Source organism: Parasutterella sp. St.1A3 (genome assembly GCF_059728705.1).
This window is the reverse complement of sequence record NZ_BAAGFK010000001.1, coordinates 2,036,016-2,054,413: the sequence shown is the minus strand read 5'-3', so window position 1 is coordinate 2,054,413 and position 18,398 is coordinate 2,036,016. Positions and strand designations below refer to the sequence as shown.

Sequence of the window (18,398 nt, the reverse complement as noted above, 5' to 3'; positions counted from 1 at the left end):
AGCTTTTTAACCAAAGAAAGCACGACTTGTGCTAAGGCCTTTAGAGAAACAGCCTACGGACTAAAGCCCGCTTTTCATTGCAGCGAGCTCATCGGCGCGCTTTTTCGTCCACTCCTTTAGACAGCTGACATGGTTCAGCTCTGCAGCCTGTCCTCCGTCCTCTTCAAGTTTGCAGTCCGCGTCACGGTCTTTAATCCATTTCCTTTGCACGGAACGAAGCTCTTTCTTCTGCTTTGCATCAAGTTTAGCCATGACGGCTTTGTACTCGGCGTTAAGACGCTTGTCCTGCGCTTCCAGTTCCATAGAGCTGCATTCTGTCATGCCGGGCATGTTGCCGATAGCGAAGGCTTCCTTGCAGTAGTCGTGATCGGCAGCGTGTGCGGCAGAAAGAATAAAGAGGGCGGTCAGTAATGTTGCAGACCCGGCAGACTTGATCATTTGATTTCTCCAAATAAGCAGTAGTGATGAAGATTGTAGAGACGGATACGTCAATGGATGTCGTACCGAAGTCGTCCTCTTGAAACTTCTGTTCGTCTTAGGCGCTTCAAGCTCTCCACTATGAGCGAAAAGAGAGGAAGCTTTGCATCTTAAACAATTACAATCCATCAGATATTAATTCAGATATGACTGAATGAGAGAACTATATGGCTGTACAACAAAAATTATCTCGTCGGGTTTCCGCTGCCCGGGACAAGATACTGTCCAAATTGACGCTTAATTCAGGCGCAATGCCGCTGGCGCAATTAAAAAAGCAACTCGTCGGGGATGACAAATCAATGACGGAACAAGCGTTCGACAGCGCGCTTGCCGAAATCACCAAAGCCAAAAAAGCGGTTACACAGAAGGACGGGACGGTTATGCTTAAAAAACGAGCTGAAGCGCACGTATATCGGGGCGTTGTTCAGGGACACCGGGACGGCTACGGATTTCTGATTTGCGACGAAGATGTTCCCGATCTCTTCATAACGGAAGAGGAAATGACTAAGGTTCTTCCCGGCGATGTTGTTGAGGCGATTTCCCTGTCCTCCGATGCGCGGGGAAGACAGATTGCGGAAATTCAGAAGCTGATCAAGCGCAGAATGACCAAGATTGTGGGACGCCTAGCGCTGGGCCGCAATAAACTTGGCAGGATTATCAGCGCGGTTGTGACCGCGGAGGATATCCGCATCACACATCGCTTCACGCTTGAACCGAATACCGTCAGCAAAGAGATGGACGGTAAGATTGTCGTGGTAGAGCCGAATGAAACCGGGCTTTTCGAGGATGATGCCAAGTGGAGTGACATCAAGTCTAAACTCGTCGAAGTCCTCGGTGATATCGAAGATCCGGGAATGGAAATTGAAATTGCGGTGCGTAAATTCAATCTTCCTCATCAATTCTCGGAAGCCAACAAAGCGGAAATCGCCAAGTTCTCGGATCATGTGACAAAAGCCGATTTGCGCAATCGTGTGGACCTGCGCGACATTCCGTTTGTCACAATCGACGGCGCCGACGCGAGAGACTTTGATGATGCGGTATTCTGTCTGCCGGTCGAAAGAAAAAAGGGCTGGTACCGACTGCTCGTCGCGATCGCCGATGTCTCTCATTACGTGAAGCCGGGCAGCGCAATCGATAAGGATGCACAGCTGAGAACGACCAGCGTGTATTTCCCGCGCCGCGTCATCCCGATGCTCCCTGAAGAACTCTCTAACGGACTCTGCTCACTAAATCCGCACGTCGATCGCTGCACAATGGTTTGTGACTCGGTCATCAGTCCGGAAGGCGAGGTGACGGCCTATCAGTTCTATCCGGCAGTGATTCGCTCGGCAGCTCGTCTGATCTATGACGACGTTTGGGCGGCTCTGCAGGACCCGAACGGACCGGCTGCTGCCGCTATGGATCATGTGCTCGGTAATGTTCAGGATCTGTATGACCTGTTCAAGATTTTGTTAAAGAGCCGAACATTGCGCGGGGCTATGGATTTTGAAACGGTGGAAACCTACATCGTCGCAAATGAACAGGGCAAAATCGAAAAGATTCTTCCGCGAGAAAGAAACGATGCGCATCGACTGATCGAAGAGATGATGCTGGTCGCCAATACCTGCGCCGCCGATTTTCTCTTGAAGAACAAAGCGCCTTGTCTCTTCCGTATTCATGAACCGCCTTCTGAGGATCGCCTGGAGAAGGCCAGAGCGGCGCTCGCTCAGTTCAATGTCGGGCTCGGAGGCGGGAGCACCCCGTCGCCTTCTGATTACTGCGAAGCGCTCAATCAGATCCGTGATCGACCGGATAAGGCGGCGATCCAGATGATTCTTCTGCGCTCGATGCAGCAGGCGGTGTATTCGCCGCACAATGTCGGTCACTTCGGATTGGCCTACGAAGCGTATATGCACTTTACTTCTCCGATCCGCCGTTATCCGGATTTGCTCGTGCACCGCGCTATCAGAGGCGTGCTCAGAGGACGCAAGTACGTACCGAAGATCCTGGTCTCTCCCGACGAAGTGGATGTCCCGATCCAGACACGCGAACTGATTGTGAAAGAAGGCGAAGACAAACCCAAAGTGCCGCATATCGAAGTATGGGAAAAACTCGGACTTCTGTGCTCAGCCAATGAGCGCAGAGCTGATGAGGCAAGCTACGATGTGATGGGCTGGTTGAAAACTTATTACATGGAACAGCATATCGGCGAGGTTTACAAGGGTATTATCAGCGGAGTCAGCCCGTTCGGTATTTATGTCACGCTCGACGATCTTTATGTGGACGGCGCGATTCATGTCTCAAATCTCGGAAGAGAATATTTTGAATACAGCGAATCTGCAAACGCGTTGATCGGTCAGGATAGCGGCCAAAGATACAGCGTCGGAACGCCGGTTGTGGTTAAGGTAGTGCGCTGCGACTTGGATGCAAGACGAATCGAGTTCTCCATCGAAGAGGCTGTACGGGGAAGAAGAGTGAAAAAACAAAGGGCTGCGGGCAGAGAAACATTCGGCAGAGCGGCCGGTAAAAGGAAATCAAAGTGACGAAAAAAGACGTGGTACTGGCGGGTTTTCATTCGGTGATGAGCCGCCTCAAAAGAGATGCGGGATCGATTCGATCCGTCTATGTGGATCCGAAAAGACGGGATCAGAGAATGCGCAGAATGCTGGAAGCGCTGGAAAAAGAAGGCGTGCGCATTATGCAGGCGGACCATCGAAGACTGGAGGGCCTGGCGGGCGAAATCCCGCATCAGGGCATCGTCGCGCTTGCCGCTCCGGTGGATATCGGAATGAGCTTTGACGATTTGATGAATGATCTCTCCGGCAGTCCGCTTCTCCTGATTTTGGACGGTGTGACGGACCCGAGAAATTTCGGAGCTTGTCTGCGTGTCGCGGATGCCGCCGGTGTGGCCGCGATGGTTGTTCCTAAAGATCGCTCGGCGGATCTCACGCCTGCAGCGATTAAAGCGAGCGCGGGCGCGTCAGAAACCGTACCTGTGGTGCGTGTCACCAATCTTGCGGGCTCCATCGTCGAACTGGTGGATGCAGGAGTCCCGGTCGTAGGTACAGCGGGCGAGGCCCAGAAGTCCATCTATGAATTTGATCAGACCGGTCCCTTTGCCTGGGTGCTCGGCAACGAAGGCGACGGCCTGCGTCAGCTCACGCGCAGACGATGCTCGGATCTGGCAAAAATCCCGATGCTCGGCACGGTGGAAAGTCTGAATGTTTCCGTGGCCGCGGGCATTTGTCTATTTGAAACAGTGCGCCAAAGAATCGGCCGCTAAATCGAAATCTTGAGTAAAAAGCGCGGTAACTGCTTTCCAACATTGGAAATTTTCCAAAAAAGGGAGTAGAATCGCGCTCTTTCTAGTCCTTGTCACACCGGAAGACGCTCCGGGCGACTATTTCCCATAAGGAGGTTCAATGCGTCACTATGAGATTTGCTTCATCGTCCATCCTGATCAGAGCGAACAGGTCCCGGCGATGATTGAGCGTTACAAAGCTGCTGTGGAAAGCCACGGCGGAAAGATTCATCGTCTTGAAGACTGGGGTCGCCGCCAGCTCGCTTATCCGATCGAGAAACTGGTTAAGGCCCACTATGTTCTGATGAACATCGAATGCGGTCCTGAAGTTCTTGATGAACTCGAAAATAATTTCCGTTACAACGATGCCGTTCTTCGTCACCTCACAGTGAAGATGAAAAAGGCTGAAACAGAACCTTCTCCGATGATGAAGGCTGTTGAAAAGGAAGAAGCCCGTAAGGCCGCCAGCGCTGCAGCTGAAGCCGCTGCTGCACAGGCAGAGGAAAAAGCTCCGGCTTCTGCCGAGGCTTAATTCGGAATATTTGTGCTGAACTCGGTAGAGCTTGAGGGAGAACTGGAAAAGAAAGAGGCTTTGCGATATTCGCTGGCCGGCGTTCCGATCCTCGAATTCACGATCCGATACAAGGGCATTGTTCAGGAAGGCGGTGCCGAGAGAGTTTTAAACTTCTCCGCCGCCGCTATGGCAGTCGGTGAGACTGCGAAAAAAGTCTCTGAACTTGAACTTGGCTCAGAAAGAATCTTCAAGGGTTTTGTCTCCACCACCTCCGCTCGTTCATCCAAATTAATCCTGCACATAACGGAATACATTTAAGGAGTTACATCATGGCTTTTGGTGCCAAAGGAAAGGGTCGCTCTCGCAACCCGAATCAGCAGAACGCTCTCTTCAAGCGTAAAAAATTCTGCCGCTTCACAGCTGATCATGTTGATCAGATCGATTACAAAGATATCGACACACTTCGTGATTTCATTCAGGAAAACGGCAAGATCATGCCGGCTCGCCTGACCGGAACGAAGGCTCACTACCAGCGTCAGCTCGACACAGCAATCAAGCGTGCCCGCTTCCTTGCTCTGCTTGCTTACACAGATAATCAGTAATCGGGGGAAACAACATGCAAATCATTCTGCTTGAATCCATTCCTCACGTTGGTCAGCTCGGCGATGTGGTTAAAGTTAAAGACGGTTTCGCCCGTAACTACCTCATCCCCACAAAGCGTGCTAAACGCGCTACTGAAGCTGCGATCGAAGAATTCAAAGCCCACAAGGCTGAACTCGAACGCGCTCAGGCTGAACGTCTTGCTAAGGCTCAGGAACTGAAGACTAAGATCGACGGTATCGTTCTTACAATCGCTTCCAAGGCCGGCGTTGACGGCCGTCTGTTCGGCTCTGTCACCAACATGGACGTTGCTGAAGCTCTGGCTAAACTTGGCTACGATATTCATAAGAGCCAGGTTCGCACCCCGCTCGGCGCGATCAAGGCTATCGGTGAATATCCGCTGCAGATCGACCTTCACCACGACATCGTCGCCGACGTCGTTGTTCAGGTCGTCGCTGAAGCCTAATCGATAGGAATGCGCGAGGGCCTCAGGCCCTCTGAAAATCCCAAAAGGTCCTCGGACTGTTTTGGGATTTTTTTTTCAGCAGCGAGCACTCGAATCCGCTATAGTTTTCTTTCCACCAGAGGAAAAAATGCCAGATAACTATTCAAAAAATGATGCTGAAATTCAGCAGTACCGTACCCCGCCTGCTGCTAAAGAAGCCGAAGACGCGGTCCTCGGCGCGCTCCTTCTCGACAATAAGGTCTTCGACCTGATCGGCGGCCGTATCGATGTTGAGGATTTTTATGATTACGGCAACCGCCTGATCTTTGAAAACATTAAAAAACTCATCGGAGAGGGCAGGCCCGCGGATATCCTGACCGTGCATGACCTGCTGCGCGAGGCGGGTCTGGAAACAGAAACCGGCGGTATGGAATACCTCAACCGCATCGCCGATTACAGCCCGGGCGCGGCCAATATCGTGCGTTACGCCGAAATTATCCGTGACCGCTCAACGAGACGCCGCCTCATTACCGCAGGCAACGAAATTGTCAGCGACGCTTTAAATCCCGGAGCTCGCGAAGCGAAAGATCTGCTTGATGAGGCTCAGGCAAAAATGCTCCGTATCAACGAAGAATTGGCTAAAAGCGGCAGCGGCTTCCAAAAGATTGACTCCGTTCTGGCCGATTACACGACACACCTGCGCGAGCTCTCCGAAATGGATAATCCGGGTATGGTCTACGGCGTCGGAACGGGTTTCCCGGACTTGGACCGCATGACCAACGGCATGCACGAAGGCGAACTGATTATCGTCGCCGGCCGTCCAGCGATGGGCAAGACCGCTTTTGCTCTGAATATCGCGCTGCACGTCGGCGCCAATCAGGCGCTGCCTGTCGGTATCTTTTCGATGGAAATGTCGGCTGAACAGATCGCGGGCCGACTGCTCAGCGCGCTCGGAGAAATCCCCGCCGGAGATCTGAAAACCGGTCAGCTCGGCAATAATTGGCGATCTTTCTATAACGCGGCCGAACAGCTCGAAAAATCTCCGATCTTTATCGATGACACCAGCGGACTCTCAATTCTCAGTCTGCGAAGCAGAGCGCGTCAGCTTTTAAACCGCGTCGGCGGCAAACTCGGACTGATCGTTGTGGATTACCTGCAGCTGATGTCGGGTGAAAGCTCTTCGCGCGGCGGAGATCAGAACCGAGCTTCCGAAATTGCGGAAATCTCGCGCGGTCTCAAAGGTCTCGCAAGAGAGCTGAAGGTTCCGATTATCGCGCTGTCTCAGATTAAGCGTGATGTGGACAATCGTCCTAATAAACGTCCTTTAATGAGTGACTTGAGAGAATCCGGTTCTATTGAGCAGGATGCGGACGTCATTATGTTCCTGTATCGGCCGGCCGCATACCAGCGCAAAGAAGATTCCGATGATCCGGATGCACCGGCACCGGCTGAGGAACCGGCAAACGCGTCGGAAGCCGAGCTGATTATCGGTAAACAGCGCAGCGGTCCGACCGGAACAATCCCTCTGATCTTCCAGGGGGCTTATACGAGATTTGTCAGTCGGGCAACCGACATGCAGATGCAGGCTGGATATTAACTAGATGCTGGATATTATTCTTTGGATCGCAGCAGTCCTTCTTATGGGTGTGGGAATACTCGGTACCGTCATTCCGATGATTCCTGGACTGCCGATGATCTTTGCCGGAGCTTGGCTCGCGGCCTTTATCGATCACTATGACAAGATCAATGTCTGGGTCGTCGTGCTTCTTGGGGTGCTGATGCTCTTCGGTCTGGCAGTCGACTGGATCGCACAAACGATGGGCGCAAAAAAGGCCGGGGCGACCAAGCTCGGGATCGTCGGCTCCCTGATCGGTACCTTTGTCGGTATCTTTACCGGACTCTGGGGTTTGATTTTTATGCCGCTCCTCGGAGCGGCGATCGGCGAGTTTATTGATCATCAGGACATGCTGCGCAGCGGTAAGGTCGGTTTTGCGACATGGCTCGGAATGATCATCGGCACCGTTGTTAAGCTTGCGCTCGCTTTTACCATGATCGGTATTGTGATTGCCGATATTCTGATTTAGTCCGTGAAACGGACAGCGCAACAGAAATCGTAAGGATTTAAAAATATGCCATTACCAAAAATGCCTTCCGGCAAAGCAAGCAGATTGACGGATATCGCCGCCTCTCTGCCTCTCGAGGGCCCGACAGAGCAGGATAAAAAGACGGTTCGCCGTGCCAGAAAAAATAAAACGACTGAACTGCCGAAAAAGGAAGCGGCCTTGCTGAAACCCGTCGCCGCAAAAGAAGCAGTCAGGGAAGTTAAAGCGGAGATGAGCAAAGAAGCCGCCGCGGCCAAGAAGGAAGCCTGCGCGCCCGTTTCGCATCGCCGAAACAAAAATATTCCGGACGACGGGAAAAAGCGCCTTTATGTGCTGGATACCAATGTCCTCATGCACGATCCGACAAGTATCTTCCGCTTTGAAGAGCACGACGTTTATCTGCCGATGATCACGCTTGAAGAGCTCGATAACCATAAGAGCGGCATGACCGATGTCGCAAGAAACGTGCGTCAGGTCAGCCGCACGCTCGATCAGATCATGCAGCATCTTGAGGGCAGCATCGAGCACGGTGTTCCTTTGAATGTGCTCGGCAATAAAGAGGCTTTGGGAAGACTCTTTATTCAGACAACTCCATACCTGAATGATTTGAATATGCTTGAGAGCGGAAAGGCGGACAACCGTATTCTTTCCGTGGTCAAGGGGGTGGAAAAACAGCGCTCGGACCGCACGGTCGTTTTAGTTTCCAAAGACATCAATATTCGATTGAAGGCGGCAGCGCTCGGTCTGCTCGCGGAGGATTACTACAACGACAAGATGATCGAGGACTGCGATCTTCTGTATACCGGCTTGCTTAAACTCCCGGCGAATTTCTGGGAACAGCACGGCAAGGATCTGAAATCCTGGCAGAAGGACGGCAGAACTTGGTACCAAATCAAGGGCCCGATGGTCAGGCAATTCCTCATCAATCAGTTCATTTGGTACGAAGCTCCCGACGCCACTCCGTTCTATGGGGAAGTCAAGTCGATCGAAGGCGATACCGCGGTCGTCCGTGTTATTGATGACTACACCAACCCGAAACATCAGGTTTGGGGCATCAATGCGAGGAACCGTGAGCAGAGTTTCGCTTTGAATCTTCTTCTGGATCCGGAAATTGATTTCGTGACGCTGCTCGGTCAGGCGGGCACCGGCAAGACGCTGCTGACGCTTGCCGCCGCTTTGACTCAGACAATGGAGATGCGCCGCTTTAATGAAATCATCATTACGCGCGCGACCATTTCCGTCGGCGAAGATATCGGCTTTTTGCCGGGCACTGAGGAAGAGAAGATGGCCCCGTGGCTTGGCGCGATTGACGACAACCTCGAGGTGCTGAATCGAGGCGGAAACGGAACCGAGTGGGGTAGAAGAGCCTCCGAGGATCTGATCCGTTCCAGAATCCGAATCAAGTCAATGAGCTTCATGCGCGGCCGCACGTTCCTGAATAAGTTCGTCATCATCGATGAGGCGCAGAACCTGACGCCGAAACAGATGAAAACGCTGATTACGCGCGCGGGTCCGGGCTCCAAGATCGTCTGCCTCGGCAATATCGCGCAGATCGATACGCCTTATCTGACGGAAGGCTCATCCGGTCTGACGTATGTCGTCGACCGATTTAAGAATTGGCTGCATTCCGGACATATCACAATGCAGCGAGGCGAACGCTCAAGACTCGCGGATTACGCAAGCGAAGCTCTTTAATCCTTATGCGCTCTCTGATCGGGAGCGCTTTTTCGTTTCCGACTGAAGATATTTGCGTTTCTGCCGCTGAAAGCGATAAAAAAGAACCTGTCTCACGTAAGGAGCGGGGAGAAATTTCGTAAAATCTTAAGTTAACTGTTTTTGAATTTACCTAGATAAAGGTTCCGTATGAATAACGATTTTCCTCGAATTAAACGTCTGCCGCCGTACGTCTTTAATATTACTAATGAACTTAAAATGGCAGCGCGTCACCGCGGAGAGGATATCATCGACTTGAGCATGGGCAATCCCGACGGGGATACTCCCAAGCACATTGTGGACAAAATGGTTGAAGTCGCAGAGAGAACAGGAACTCACGGCTATTCAGCCTCCAGAGGTATCCCGAGACTGCGCAAAGCGATCAGCGATTGGTACAAACGCCGCTGGGACGTGGATATCGATCCGGACAAAGAAGCGATCGTTACCATCGGCTCTAAGGAAGGTATCGCGCATCTGATGCTTGCAACGCTTGACCGAGGTGACACTATTCTCGTTCCGAATCCGAGCTACCCGATCCACATTTACGGCGCCATCATCGCCGGTGCCGACGTCCGCAGCGTTCGTATGGGCCCGGGCCTTGATTTCTTCGCAGAGTTCGAGCGCGCTGTTGTGGAAACAACACCTAAGCCCAAACTCATGATCCTGGGCTTCCCGAGCAATCCGACTGCTCAGTGCGTTGATCTGGAATTCTTCAAAAAGCTGGTTGATCTGGCTAAGAAACACGGTATTTATATCGTGCACGATTTGGCCTACGCCGACATCGTTTATGACGACTACAAAGCGCCTTCCATCATGGAAGTTCCGGGTGCCAAGGACGTTGCTGTTGAATTCTTCACTATGAGCAAGAGCTACAACATGGCCGGATGGCGTATCGGCTTCATGGTCGGAAATCAAGAGCTCGTGCATGCGCTGACTCGTATCAAGAGCTATCACGATTACGGCACCTTCACTCCGATTCAGGTCGGCGCGATTGAGGCGCTGAACGGACCTCAGGAGTGCGTGGAAGAAGTTCGCAAAGAATATCAGCACCGCCGCGACATTATGGTCAAAGGTTTGCATGACATTGGCTGGAATGTAGAAAATCCGAAGGCGAGTATGTACATCTGGGCCGAACTGCCCGAATTCTATAAGCCGATGGGTAGCGTGGAATTCTCCAAGCGTCTTCTGGAAGTCGCTAAGGTCGCGGTTTCTCCCGGTGTTGGTTTCGGTGAATACGGCGAAGGCTTTGTTCGTATCGCTCTGATCGAAAACGCCGATCGTATCCGTCAGGCGCTTCGCGGCATTCGCAAGATGTTCAAGGAAGACGGTCTGATTGAACCGAAGAGCAAGAAATTTCACCGTCACTGGAAGGGAGAACCGGCCCCTGCGCCGATTTCTGCAAAGAAAAAAGAAATTGAATTTAAAGGCGTCTCTAATCTGCCGACGAAAGCAAAACCTAAGGCAAAGTCCAAGGCTAAGCCTGCGAAAAAGAAAGCTTAATTTAAACGAGGGAGAATAATGGCAACACCGATCAAGGTTGGCCTGGCGGGCTTCGGCAACGTCGGCAGCGGAACATACAGCATCTTAAAACGTAACCACTCGCTGATTACTCAGCGAGCCGGTGCTCCGATTACCGTTAAACGCGTGGCCGTCCGCAATGTTGACCGCGTCAGAAAACTTGTGGATGAAGACGTGGCGGTCAGCAGCGATTGGCACGACTTGGTGACGGATCCCGAGATTAACGTGGTGGTCGAGGCGATCGGCGGTATTGAGCCCGCGAGATCTCTGATTCTTGCCGCAATCGACGCAGGCAAACACGTTGTTACGGCCAATAAGGCGCTGCTTGCCGAGCACGGTAATGAAATTTTTAAGGCGGCTGAAGAAAAAGGCGTAAACGTTGCGCTTGAAGCGGCAGTCGCCGGCTCTATTCCGATTGTGAAAGCGCTGCGTGAAGGCTTGGCCGCAAACCGCGTCTCAAGCATCGCGGGCATCATTAACGGAACCTGCAACTTTATTCTCTCGACAATGCGCGATACCGGCAGAAGCTTTGATGATGTGCTCGCTGAAGCGCAGCGTCTCGGTTACGCTGAAGCGGACCCGACGTTCGATATCGAAGGCATTGACTCCGCCCACAAGCTGGTGCTGCTTTCTTCGATTGCTTTCGGCGTGCCCGTCAATATGGATAAAGTGCATATCGAAGGCATCAGCCGTCTTGAAGCGAAAGACATTAAATTTGCCGAGGAGCTCGGCTATCGCGTCAAGCTGCTCGGCATTACGAAATATACCGATTACGGTATTGAACTGCGCGTCCATCCGGCACTGGTGCCGATGCGCCGGCTGCTTGCCAACGTTGAGGGTGCGATGAATGCCGTCGTGGTGAAAGGCGATGCAGCGGAAAGCTCTCTTTACTACGGTAAAGGAGCGGGCTCTGAGCCGACCGGTTCCGCTGTTGTTGCCGACCTGATCGATATTGCCCGCACCGCCGACGCCAACGTCAGCGAAAGACCGAAAATGCCGACTACGCAGCATAATCCGGGCGCAAAGGATTTTGCCGATTTCGGCGACACCGTTTGCTCCTATTACCTGCGTATCCCGGTGGACGATCGCCCCGGTGTCTTAGCGGACCTCGCCCGTATCATCGCGGACAACAACATCTCTATCGAGTCGCTTATCCAGAGAGAAGCACCGCAGAAAGAGGATTCCACAGAAGTTATTTTGATGACGCACAGCACAATTGAATCGCTTATGCAGCGTGCGATCCGCACTATGCAGCAGCTCAAGAGCGTTCGCGGACCGATTGTCGTGCTTCGCAAGGAAGAATTACAGTAATGCAGTACGTATCGACTCGAGGCGGCGTTCCTGCCGCCACATACAGTGAAATCGTTCTTCAGGGACTCGCAAAAGACGGCGGCCTCTTTGTCCCTAAAGAATATCCTCAGGTCTCACGCGAAACGCTTGAAAGCTGGCGCGGCCTCAATTACGCGCAGCTTGCGACCGCGGTTACTTCGCTTTTTGCGAAGGATATGAACCGCTCGACGATCGCGCATCTGTGCGAAAGCACATATACGTCCGAAGTCTACTGCCACGGCAGAGAAGGTACCGACTTTTCAAAGATCGTGCCGCTCGTTTGGCTTGAAAAAGATCTGGCGATTCTGGAACTTTCCAACGGTCCGACGCTCGCTTTTAAAGACATGGCGATGCAGTATTTGGGCGCGCTCTTTGAGTACATTTTGTCCCGCAAAGAGAGCCGACTGAATATCCTCGGCGCGACAAGCGGCGATACGGGCAGCGCTGCGGAATACGCTATGCGCGGCCGCAAAGGCATTCAGGTGTTTATGCTTTCGCCGGCAGGCCGCATGAGCGCTTTCCAGAAAGCGCAGATGTACTCGATTGAAGACAAGAACATCTTCAATATCGCGGTCCGAGGCAGTTTCGATGACGCTCAGGACGTGGTCAAGGCGGTTTCGCGCGATCTGGACTTTAAGGCCGAGCATCATATCGGCGCCGTCAATTCGATTAACTGGGCGCGAATCGCCGCTCAGGTGGTCTATTACTTCAGTGCTTGGCTTCAGGCGACAGAAAGCCCTGACGAAGAAGTCGCTTTCTCGGTGCCGTCCGGCAACTTCGGCGACATTCTCGCAGGATGGATCGCTAAGAACATGGGTCTGCCCGTCAAACAGCTGATTGTCGCGACCAACGAGAACGATGTGCTCTATGAGTTCTTCCGTTCGGGCCGCTACCGCGTGCGTGACTCCGCGCATACTTTTGTGACCAGTTCGCCTTCGATGGATATCTCCAAGGCGTCGAATTTTGAACGCTATATCTACGATATCTGCGGCAAAAATCCGAACCGCGTGACAGAACTCTGGGACGAACTCGGACAGAAGGGAGAATTCCTTCTGGACAGCGACGAATGGAATCGCGTAAAAGAAAGCGGATTCACCGCGGCCCGCAGCACGCATGCTGATCGAATCCGCAGAATTCGTGAAACGTGGGAAAAGCATCAGTTCCTCGTCGATCCGCATACGGCTGACGGCCTCAACGCGGCTGAGCAGATGCGTCTTCCGGGCGTCAAGACGATTTGTCTGGAAACAGCGCTTCCGGCGAAGTTCGCAGCGACGATTAAAGAAGCCGTGGGCTTTGAGCCTCCGATTCCCGCGGGCTACGAAGCGCTGCTGTCGCTTCCTCAGCGAGTCACGGACATGGATCCGAATGTCGAGGAAATTAAAGCCTTCCTCAGCAGCCGAGATCGGGACGCAGAGTAACTTAAACAGAATAGGCCCGCTGAGTCGGGCCGTATTTTTATCACATGAAGATTGTTAATTTTGTCGGCTATTCCGGAAGCGGCAAGACGACGCTCATAGAGAAGCTGATTCCTATTTTCTGCGCTCAGGGTCTGCGGGTTGCCGCAATTAAAAATGCGCACCATAACTTTGATATGGATAAGCCCGGAAAAGACTCTTACCGTTATCGCAGGGCAGGGGCCTCTCAGGTCATTGTCCGCAACGCAGAGCGTTGGGCCATGTTTTCGGAAACGCCTCAGGGCGCTCCGCATTTGTCAGAATTGATTGCGCATCTTGATCCGGCGGATTTAATCGTGGTAGAAGGCTTTAAATCGGAAGATAGCGACGCGCTCAGATTGGAAGTCTTTAGAGAGATCGGCAGAGGCGAGCCTCCGATCTGTCAGAGTGACGAAAGTATCTGTGCCGTTGTCTCTGACAAAGCGCGAGAAGCGTTTCCCGCGCTGCCTGTGCTGGATATCAATAGTCCGGAAAAAGTCGCAGCCTGGATTACAGAAAAACTTCAGATAAAAGGGATTGAGAAATGCTGACAGTTGAAGAAGCAAAAGAAAAAATTTTAGAAGGCGCCGAAGTAGCCTCCGATGTTGAAGAGGTGGTGACGCTTTATGCCCCCGGAAGGATTCTGGCTGAAGATATTGTTTCTCAGATTCAGGTCCCCCCGATGGACAATTCGCAGATGGACGGCTATGCGGTACGCGCCGCGGAGCTCGTTGACGGCAGACGCGTCTTTTCGGTTTCGCAGAAGATTTTTGCAGGACACGTCGGCACAAAGCTTGAAAACGGCACCTGCGCCCGCATTTTTACCGGAGCGCCCATTCCCGAAGGGGCAGACGCGGTGATTCCTCAGGAAGAGGCGGTTGAACTCGAAGACGGAACGGTGGAATTCAAGAACGCGCCCAAAGCAGGTGACTGGATTCGTCGAGCCGGATGCGACATTGATATCGGCGACACAGTGCTTCGCAAAGGTGACCGTCTGACGCCGCCCGCACTTGGTGTGGCGGCAAGTATCGGAAGAGCGACGGTTAAGGTTTACCGTCCGATTCGTGTTTCCCTGTTTTTCACAGGCGACGAACTTGCGATGCCCGGTGAAGAGCGAGTCGAAGGCGGAATCTACAACTCCAACCGCTTTGTTCTGCGCGCGCTCTTGCATCAGCTCGGCTGCGACGTCGTGGACTACGGCAATATTCCGGACTCTTTCGAGGATACGCTTGAAGCGTTCCGCAAGGCTGCAAGAAAATCCGATCTGATCATTACCAGCGGCGGTATCAGCGTGGGAGAAGCCGATTACACGAAGAGAGCCGTGGACTCTTTAGGCAGCATGCAGATGTGGCGCATTGCTGTTAAGCCCGGAAAACCGGTAGGTAAGGGCAGCGTCCTTGGCGTACCTTTCATCGGCCTGCCCGGAAACCCCGTCTCCGGCTTTGTCACGTTCCTGCTTTTTGCTCAGCCTTTGATCCTGAGACTTTCGGGCAGAAATCAGGTGGACGTGAAAGGGTACATGCTCCCGCTGAACTTTGATCTTAAAGGCGGAAGCCGCAGAGAGTTTATCCGTGTCCGCCGCAACGCCGAGGGCTCCCTTGAGAACTACCGGACACAAAACTCTGCGGTTCTCTCCTCCTGTACCTGGGCGGACGGTCTCGCGGATATCCCGGCGGAAGCTCAGCTGAAGAAAGGAGATTTGGTGCGCTACATTCCTTTCAGCGAATTTAATCTGTAGGTCGTGTTATGAAGATATTGGTTCAGAAAGAAGACTTTGATTTGGATGCAGAAGTTCGCGAGCTTCGCAAAAATTCTTCCGTTGGCGCGGTCGTCACTTTCCTTGGCACGGTGCGCGATCTGAATGACGGAAAGGATGTGAGCGGCATGACGCTTGAGTATTATCCCGGCATGACGGAAAAGGCGCTGACAAAAATTGCAAAGCAGGCGCTTGAGCGCTGGGATATTGAAGATGTGACGGTGATTCATCGTGTTGGCGAACTGCGCGTTACCGATCAGATTGTGCTCGTTGGCATCTCAGGTAAGCATCGCGGCGAAGCCTTTGACGCCTGCGAATTTGTGATTGATTACCTTAAGACGGAAGCGCCGTTTTGGAAGAAGGAAACGCTTCCCGAAGGCGAGCGCTGGGTTGAAGCGCGCGACAGTGACGAGACCGCTAAGGAGCGGTGGAACTAAATTTCCTATTCCCAAATTAAGGGCTCGGCAGAGCCCTTAATTTATTTTCTTGTCACAATACAAAGTCATGAGTTTGCCGGAGATTCATCGGCGAACTCTTGAAAAAAGGAGATTTAAACCTTTATGCGTCAAGACAAACTAACCACACGGTTTCAGGAGCTGTTAGCTCAAGCGCAGTCTATGGCGGCTGAGAATTCCCAGCAGTATATCGACCCGCTGCATGTGCTCCTTGCGGTTCTTCACGATGATGAGGGAACCGGCCGCACGCTTCTGGAACGATCGGGAGTTCGAGTTCAGCAGCTCGAACACAAGGTCAGGGAGGCGATTCGCAAGATTCCGGAGGTGTCTGGAGCGGCGAACAATATTCAGGTCAGCCGAGAGCTAATGTCGATCCTTAACGCGACAGAGCGTGAAGCGCAAAGACTCGGCGACGAGTACATCTCGACAGATCTGTTCCTTTTGGCTTTGTGTGACAGCAGCTGTGATGCTGCCCGTCTTGCGAAAGAAGAAGGCTTAAATAAGGAATCGCTTGAAAGAGCCATACTATCTGTTCGTGGAGGAGAGAAAGTGGACAATCCCGATGCTGAGAACAACCGCGAAGCTCTGAAAAAGTACACGGTTGATTTAACTGAAAGAGCGCGTCAGGGCAAGCTTGATCCGGTTATCGGACGCGATGATGAAATTCGTCGCGCAATGCAGATCCTGCAGCGCCGCAGCAAGAACAATCCCGTTTTAATCGGTGAGCCAGGCGTTGGTAAGACCGCAGTCGTTGAAGGTCTTGCTCAGCGTATTGTTAACGGTGAGGTTCCCGATACGCTGCGCAATAAACGCGTTTTAAGCCTTGATATGGCCGGCCTGGTCGCCGGTGCTAAATATCGCGGTGAATTTGAGGAGCGCCTGAAAGCGCTTCTGAAAGAAGTGGTCGCCGAAGAAGGGCGCATCATTCTCTTTATTGATGAAATTCACACAGTGGTCGGCGCCGGTAAAACCGAAGGCGCGATGGACGCGGGCAATATGCTCAAACCTGCGCTCTCTCGCGGCGAGCTGCATGTCATCGGTGCAACAACGCTTGATGAATACCGCAAATACATTGAAAAAGATCCGGCTCTTGAGCGCCGCTTCCAGAAAGTGATCGTTGACGAACCGAGCGTTGAAGACACGATTGCGATTCTGCGCGGACTTCAGGAAAAGTATGAAGTCCACCATGGTGTCGAAATTACCGACCCGGCAATTGTTGCGGCGGCTGAACTTTCCGCACGCTACATAACGGATCGATTCCTCCCGGATAAAGCAATTGACCTGATTGATGAAGCGGCAGCCAGAATCAAGATGGAAATTGATTCCAAGCCGGAAGAGCTCGATAAGCTTGACCGTCGTCTGATCCAGCTGAAGATCGAAAGAGAAGCAGTCAAGAAAGAGAAGGACGAAGCAAGTCAGAAACGTCTCGCGGCTTTGGAAGACGAGATTCAGAAACTGAGCCGCGAATATTCCGATCTTGAAGAGATCTGGAAGAAAGAAAAGAACGCCGCAATCGGATCGAAAGAAATTCGTGACGAGATCGACCGTCTTAAGACAAAGATGGATGAACTTCGCCGTCAGGGCAAGTATGAAGAGCTCGCGGAGATCCAGTACGGCGAACTGCCCGAGCTTGAACGCCGCCTGATCAAAGAAGAGGATCGTGAGGAAAAAGTTCATGAAGAGAAACCGAAACTTCTGAGAACACAGGTTGGCGCAGAAGAAATTGCTGAAGTGGTGTCGAGAGCGACCGGAATTCCGGTTTCCAAGATGATGGAAGGCGAACGCCAGAAGCTCTTGGATATGTCCAAATACATCGGCAAGCGGGTTGTCGGCCAGAAAGAAGCGGTCAATAAGGTCGTTGACGCGATTCTGCGTTCACGCGCCGGATTGTCTGATCCGAACCGCCCCTACGGCTCATTCCTCTTCCTCGGCCCGACAGGCGTTGGTAAGACTGAGCTGACAAAGGCCTTGGCGGAATTCCTGTTTGATACGGAAGACGCGATGATTCGTATCGATATGAGCGAGTTCATGGAAAAGCACTCCGTAGCTCGTCTGATCGGTGCGCCTCCGGGATATGTCGGCTATGAAGAAGGCGGCTATCTGACAGAGGCCGTCCGCCGCAAACCTTACAGCGTTATTCTGCTTGATGAGGTCGAAAAGGCTCACCCGGACGTATTCAATATTCTTCTGCAGGTTCTTGACGACGGCCGTATGACCGACGGACAGGGCCGCACGGTGGACTTCAAGAATACGGTCATCATCATGACTTCGAACCTTGGCTCGCATGAAATCATGAATCGTCAGGGCGAAGATTCTGCGGTGATCAAGGACGCGGTCATGGAGCAGGTTAAACAGCACTTCCGTCCTGAATTCATTAATCGTATTGATGAAATCGTGGTCTTCAATGCACTGGACGAAAAGGCGATTCGTGAGATTGCAAGAATTCAGATTCGCAAACTCGCAAAACGCATGGAAGCTCAGAACATTGGTCTTGAAGTGACAGACGCGGCTCTGGATGAAATCGGCAAAGTCGGCTTTGATCCGCTCTTTGGCGCTCGCCCGCTCCGTCGCGCGGTTCAGGATTATCTTGAAAACAGCATCGCGGTCAACCTGCTCAAAGGCAAGTATGCGCCCGGAGATACGGTTTTCGTAGATTACAAGGACGATAAGTTCATTTTTGAGGACAAAAAGAACTGAGTTAAGTAACCATTAATTGGTTGACGGGGCGCTTCGGCGCCCTAATTTTTATCGCTTGGGCGCTAGAATTGATAAAAAC

The 18,398-nt window shown here is 52.4% G+C and carries 17 protein-coding genes; 16 read left to right on the top strand and 1 reads right to left on the bottom strand.

What is annotated here, in order from left to right; genetic code table 11:
* Positions 1-60: 60 nt before the first annotated feature.
* Positions 61-438 carry a lysozyme inhibitor LprI family protein gene (locus tag AC6I1F_RS09535; protein ID WP_289162990.1) on the bottom strand — a complete coding sequence of 126 codons (378 nt, stop codon included), beginning with the start codon at positions 436-438 and terminating at the stop codon, positions 61-63.
* A gap of 206 nt (positions 439-644) precedes the next feature.
* Here AC6I1F_RS09535 and rnr point away from each other — a divergent pair, with 206 nt between their 5' ends.
* From rnr to clpB, 16 genes are all read left to right on the top strand, one after another.
* Positions 645-2,999: a ribonuclease R gene (gene rnr, locus AC6I1F_RS09530; RefSeq protein ID WP_290432616.1), complete on the top strand. Its 2,355-nt coding sequence runs from the start codon at positions 645-647 to the stop codon at positions 2,997-2,999.
* Entirely contained in the window at positions 2,996-3,739 is a 744-nt protein-coding gene (gene rlmB / locus AC6I1F_RS09525) for a 23S rRNA (guanosine(2251)-2'-O)-methyltransferase RlmB (RefSeq protein ID WP_277612806.1), read from the top strand. The genes rnr and rlmB overlap by 4 nt, the downstream gene beginning before the upstream one ends.
* Positions 3,740-3,878: 139 nt before the next feature.
* Complete coding sequence (gene rpsF, locus AC6I1F_RS09520) at positions 3,879-4,289, top strand: 30S ribosomal protein S6 (protein ID WP_160335704.1); 411 nt, start codon at positions 3,879-3,881, stop codon at positions 4,287-4,289.
* A gap of 12 nt (positions 4,290-4,301) precedes the next feature.
* Positions 4,302-4,589 carry a single stranded DNA-binding domain-containing protein gene (locus AC6I1F_RS09515; RefSeq protein WP_251452366.1) on the top strand — a complete coding sequence of 96 codons (288 nt, stop codon included), beginning with the start codon at positions 4,302-4,304 and terminating at the stop codon, positions 4,587-4,589.
* Positions 4,590-4,600: 11 nt separating this feature from the next.
* Positions 4,601-4,873, top strand: coding sequence for a 30S ribosomal protein S18 (gene rpsR / locus AC6I1F_RS09510; RefSeq protein ID WP_160335705.1), 273 nt, complete (start codon positions 4,601-4,603; stop codon positions 4,871-4,873).
* A gap of 14 nt (positions 4,874-4,887) precedes the next feature.
* Positions 4,888-5,337, top strand: a complete 450-nt coding sequence (rplI, locus tag AC6I1F_RS09505) for a 50S ribosomal protein L9 (RefSeq protein WP_160335706.1) — start codon at positions 4,888-4,890, stop codon at positions 5,335-5,337.
* Positions 5,338-5,464: 127 nt separating this feature from the next.
* Positions 5,465-6,913, top strand: coding sequence for a replicative DNA helicase (gene dnaB, locus AC6I1F_RS09500; RefSeq protein WP_160335707.1), 1,449 nt, complete (start codon positions 5,465-5,467; stop codon positions 6,911-6,913).
* 4 nt (positions 6,914-6,917) lie between these two features.
* A complete protein-coding gene (locus tag AC6I1F_RS09495; RefSeq protein ID WP_290432615.1) occupies positions 6,918-7,400 on the top strand; it encodes a DUF456 domain-containing protein in 483 nt (160 codons plus the stop codon).
* 45 nt (positions 7,401-7,445) lie between these two features.
* Positions 7,446-9,113, top strand: a complete 1,668-nt coding sequence (locus tag AC6I1F_RS09490; protein ID WP_289162985.1) for a PhoH family protein — start codon at positions 7,446-7,448, stop codon at positions 9,111-9,113.
* 168 nt (positions 9,114-9,281) lie between these two features.
* On the top strand, positions 9,282-10,631 hold the full coding sequence (gene alaC / locus AC6I1F_RS09485) for an alanine transaminase (RefSeq protein WP_160335710.1): 1,350 nt from the start codon (positions 9,282-9,284) through the stop codon (positions 10,629-10,631).
* A gap of 18 nt (positions 10,632-10,649) precedes the next feature.
* Complete coding sequence (locus tag AC6I1F_RS09480; RefSeq protein WP_289162983.1) at positions 10,650-11,960, top strand: homoserine dehydrogenase; 1,311 nt, start codon at positions 10,650-10,652, stop codon at positions 11,958-11,960.
* A complete protein-coding gene (gene thrC, locus AC6I1F_RS09475) occupies positions 11,960-13,396 on the top strand; it encodes a threonine synthase (RefSeq protein ID WP_289162981.1) in 1,437 nt (478 codons plus the stop codon). Before AC6I1F_RS09480 ends, thrC begins: the two co-directional genes overlap by 1 nt.
* Positions 13,397-13,440: 44 nt before the next feature.
* On the top strand, positions 13,441-13,962 hold the full coding sequence (mobB, locus tag AC6I1F_RS09470) for a molybdopterin-guanine dinucleotide biosynthesis protein B (protein WP_251452370.1): 522 nt from the start codon (positions 13,441-13,443) through the stop codon (positions 13,960-13,962).
* The gene (locus tag AC6I1F_RS09465; RefSeq protein WP_251452371.1) at positions 13,956-15,149 is read left to right on the top strand and encodes a molybdopterin molybdotransferase MoeA; all 1,194 of its coding nucleotides are present in this window, start codon (positions 13,956-13,958) and stop codon (positions 15,147-15,149) included. Before mobB ends, AC6I1F_RS09465 begins: the two co-directional genes overlap by 7 nt.
* A gap of 8 nt (positions 15,150-15,157) precedes the next feature.
* Positions 15,158-15,604, top strand: coding sequence for a molybdopterin synthase catalytic subunit MoaE (gene moaE, locus AC6I1F_RS09460; protein WP_289162979.1), 447 nt, complete (start codon positions 15,158-15,160; stop codon positions 15,602-15,604).
* Positions 15,605-15,727: 123 nt separating this feature from the next.
* Positions 15,728-18,319 carry an ATP-dependent chaperone ClpB gene (gene clpB / locus AC6I1F_RS09455; RefSeq protein WP_289168516.1) on the top strand — a complete coding sequence of 864 codons (2,592 nt, stop codon included), beginning with the start codon at positions 15,728-15,730 and terminating at the stop codon, positions 18,317-18,319.
* The last annotated feature ends 79 nt before the right edge of the window (positions 18,320-18,398 follow it).

Excerpts from the sequence above, each read along its gene's own strand:
- moaE (WP_289162979.1), top strand. The coding sequence starts at position 15,158 with ATGAAGATATTGGTTCAGAAAGAAGACTTTGATTTGGATGCAGAAGTT.
- alaC (WP_160335710.1), top strand. The coding sequence starts at position 9,282 with ATGAATAACGATTTTCCTCGAATTAAACGTCTGCCGCCGTACGTCTTT.
- rplI (WP_160335706.1), top strand. The coding sequence starts at position 4,888 with ATGCAAATCATTCTGCTTGAATCCATTCCTCACGTTGGTCAGCTCGGC.
- thrC (WP_289162981.1), top strand. The coding sequence starts at position 11,960 with ATGCAGTACGTATCGACTCGAGGCGGCGTTCCTGCCGCCACATACAGT.
- AC6I1F_RS09465 (WP_251452371.1), top strand. The coding sequence starts at position 13,956 with ATGCTGACAGTTGAAGAAGCAAAAGAAAAAATTTTAGAAGGCGCCGAA.
- AC6I1F_RS09495 (WP_290432615.1), top strand. The coding sequence starts at position 6,918 with ATGCTGGATATTATTCTTTGGATCGCAGCAGTCCTTCTTATGGGTGTG.
- clpB (WP_289168516.1), top strand. The coding sequence starts at position 15,728 with ATGCGTCAAGACAAACTAACCACACGGTTTCAGGAGCTGTTAGCTCAA.
- rpsF (WP_160335704.1), top strand. The coding sequence starts at position 3,879 with ATGCGTCACTATGAGATTTGCTTCATCGTCCATCCTGATCAGAGCGAA.
- rpsR (WP_160335705.1), top strand. The coding sequence starts at position 4,601 with ATGGCTTTTGGTGCCAAAGGAAAGGGTCGCTCTCGCAACCCGAATCAG.
- dnaB (WP_160335707.1), top strand. The coding sequence starts at position 5,465 with ATGCCAGATAACTATTCAAAAAATGATGCTGAAATTCAGCAGTACCGT.
- mobB (WP_251452370.1), top strand. The coding sequence starts at position 13,441 with ATGAAGATTGTTAATTTTGTCGGCTATTCCGGAAGCGGCAAGACGACG.
- AC6I1F_RS09480 (WP_289162983.1), top strand. The coding sequence starts at position 10,650 with ATGGCAACACCGATCAAGGTTGGCCTGGCGGGCTTCGGCAACGTCGGC.
- AC6I1F_RS09490 (WP_289162985.1), top strand. The coding sequence starts at position 7,446 with ATGCCATTACCAAAAATGCCTTCCGGCAAAGCAAGCAGATTGACGGAT.
- AC6I1F_RS09535 (WP_289162990.1), bottom strand. The coding sequence starts at position 438 with ATGATCAAGTCTGCCGGGTCTGCAACATTACTGACCGCCCTCTTTATT.
- rnr (WP_290432616.1), top strand. The coding sequence starts at position 645 with ATGGCTGTACAACAAAAATTATCTCGTCGGGTTTCCGCTGCCCGGGAC.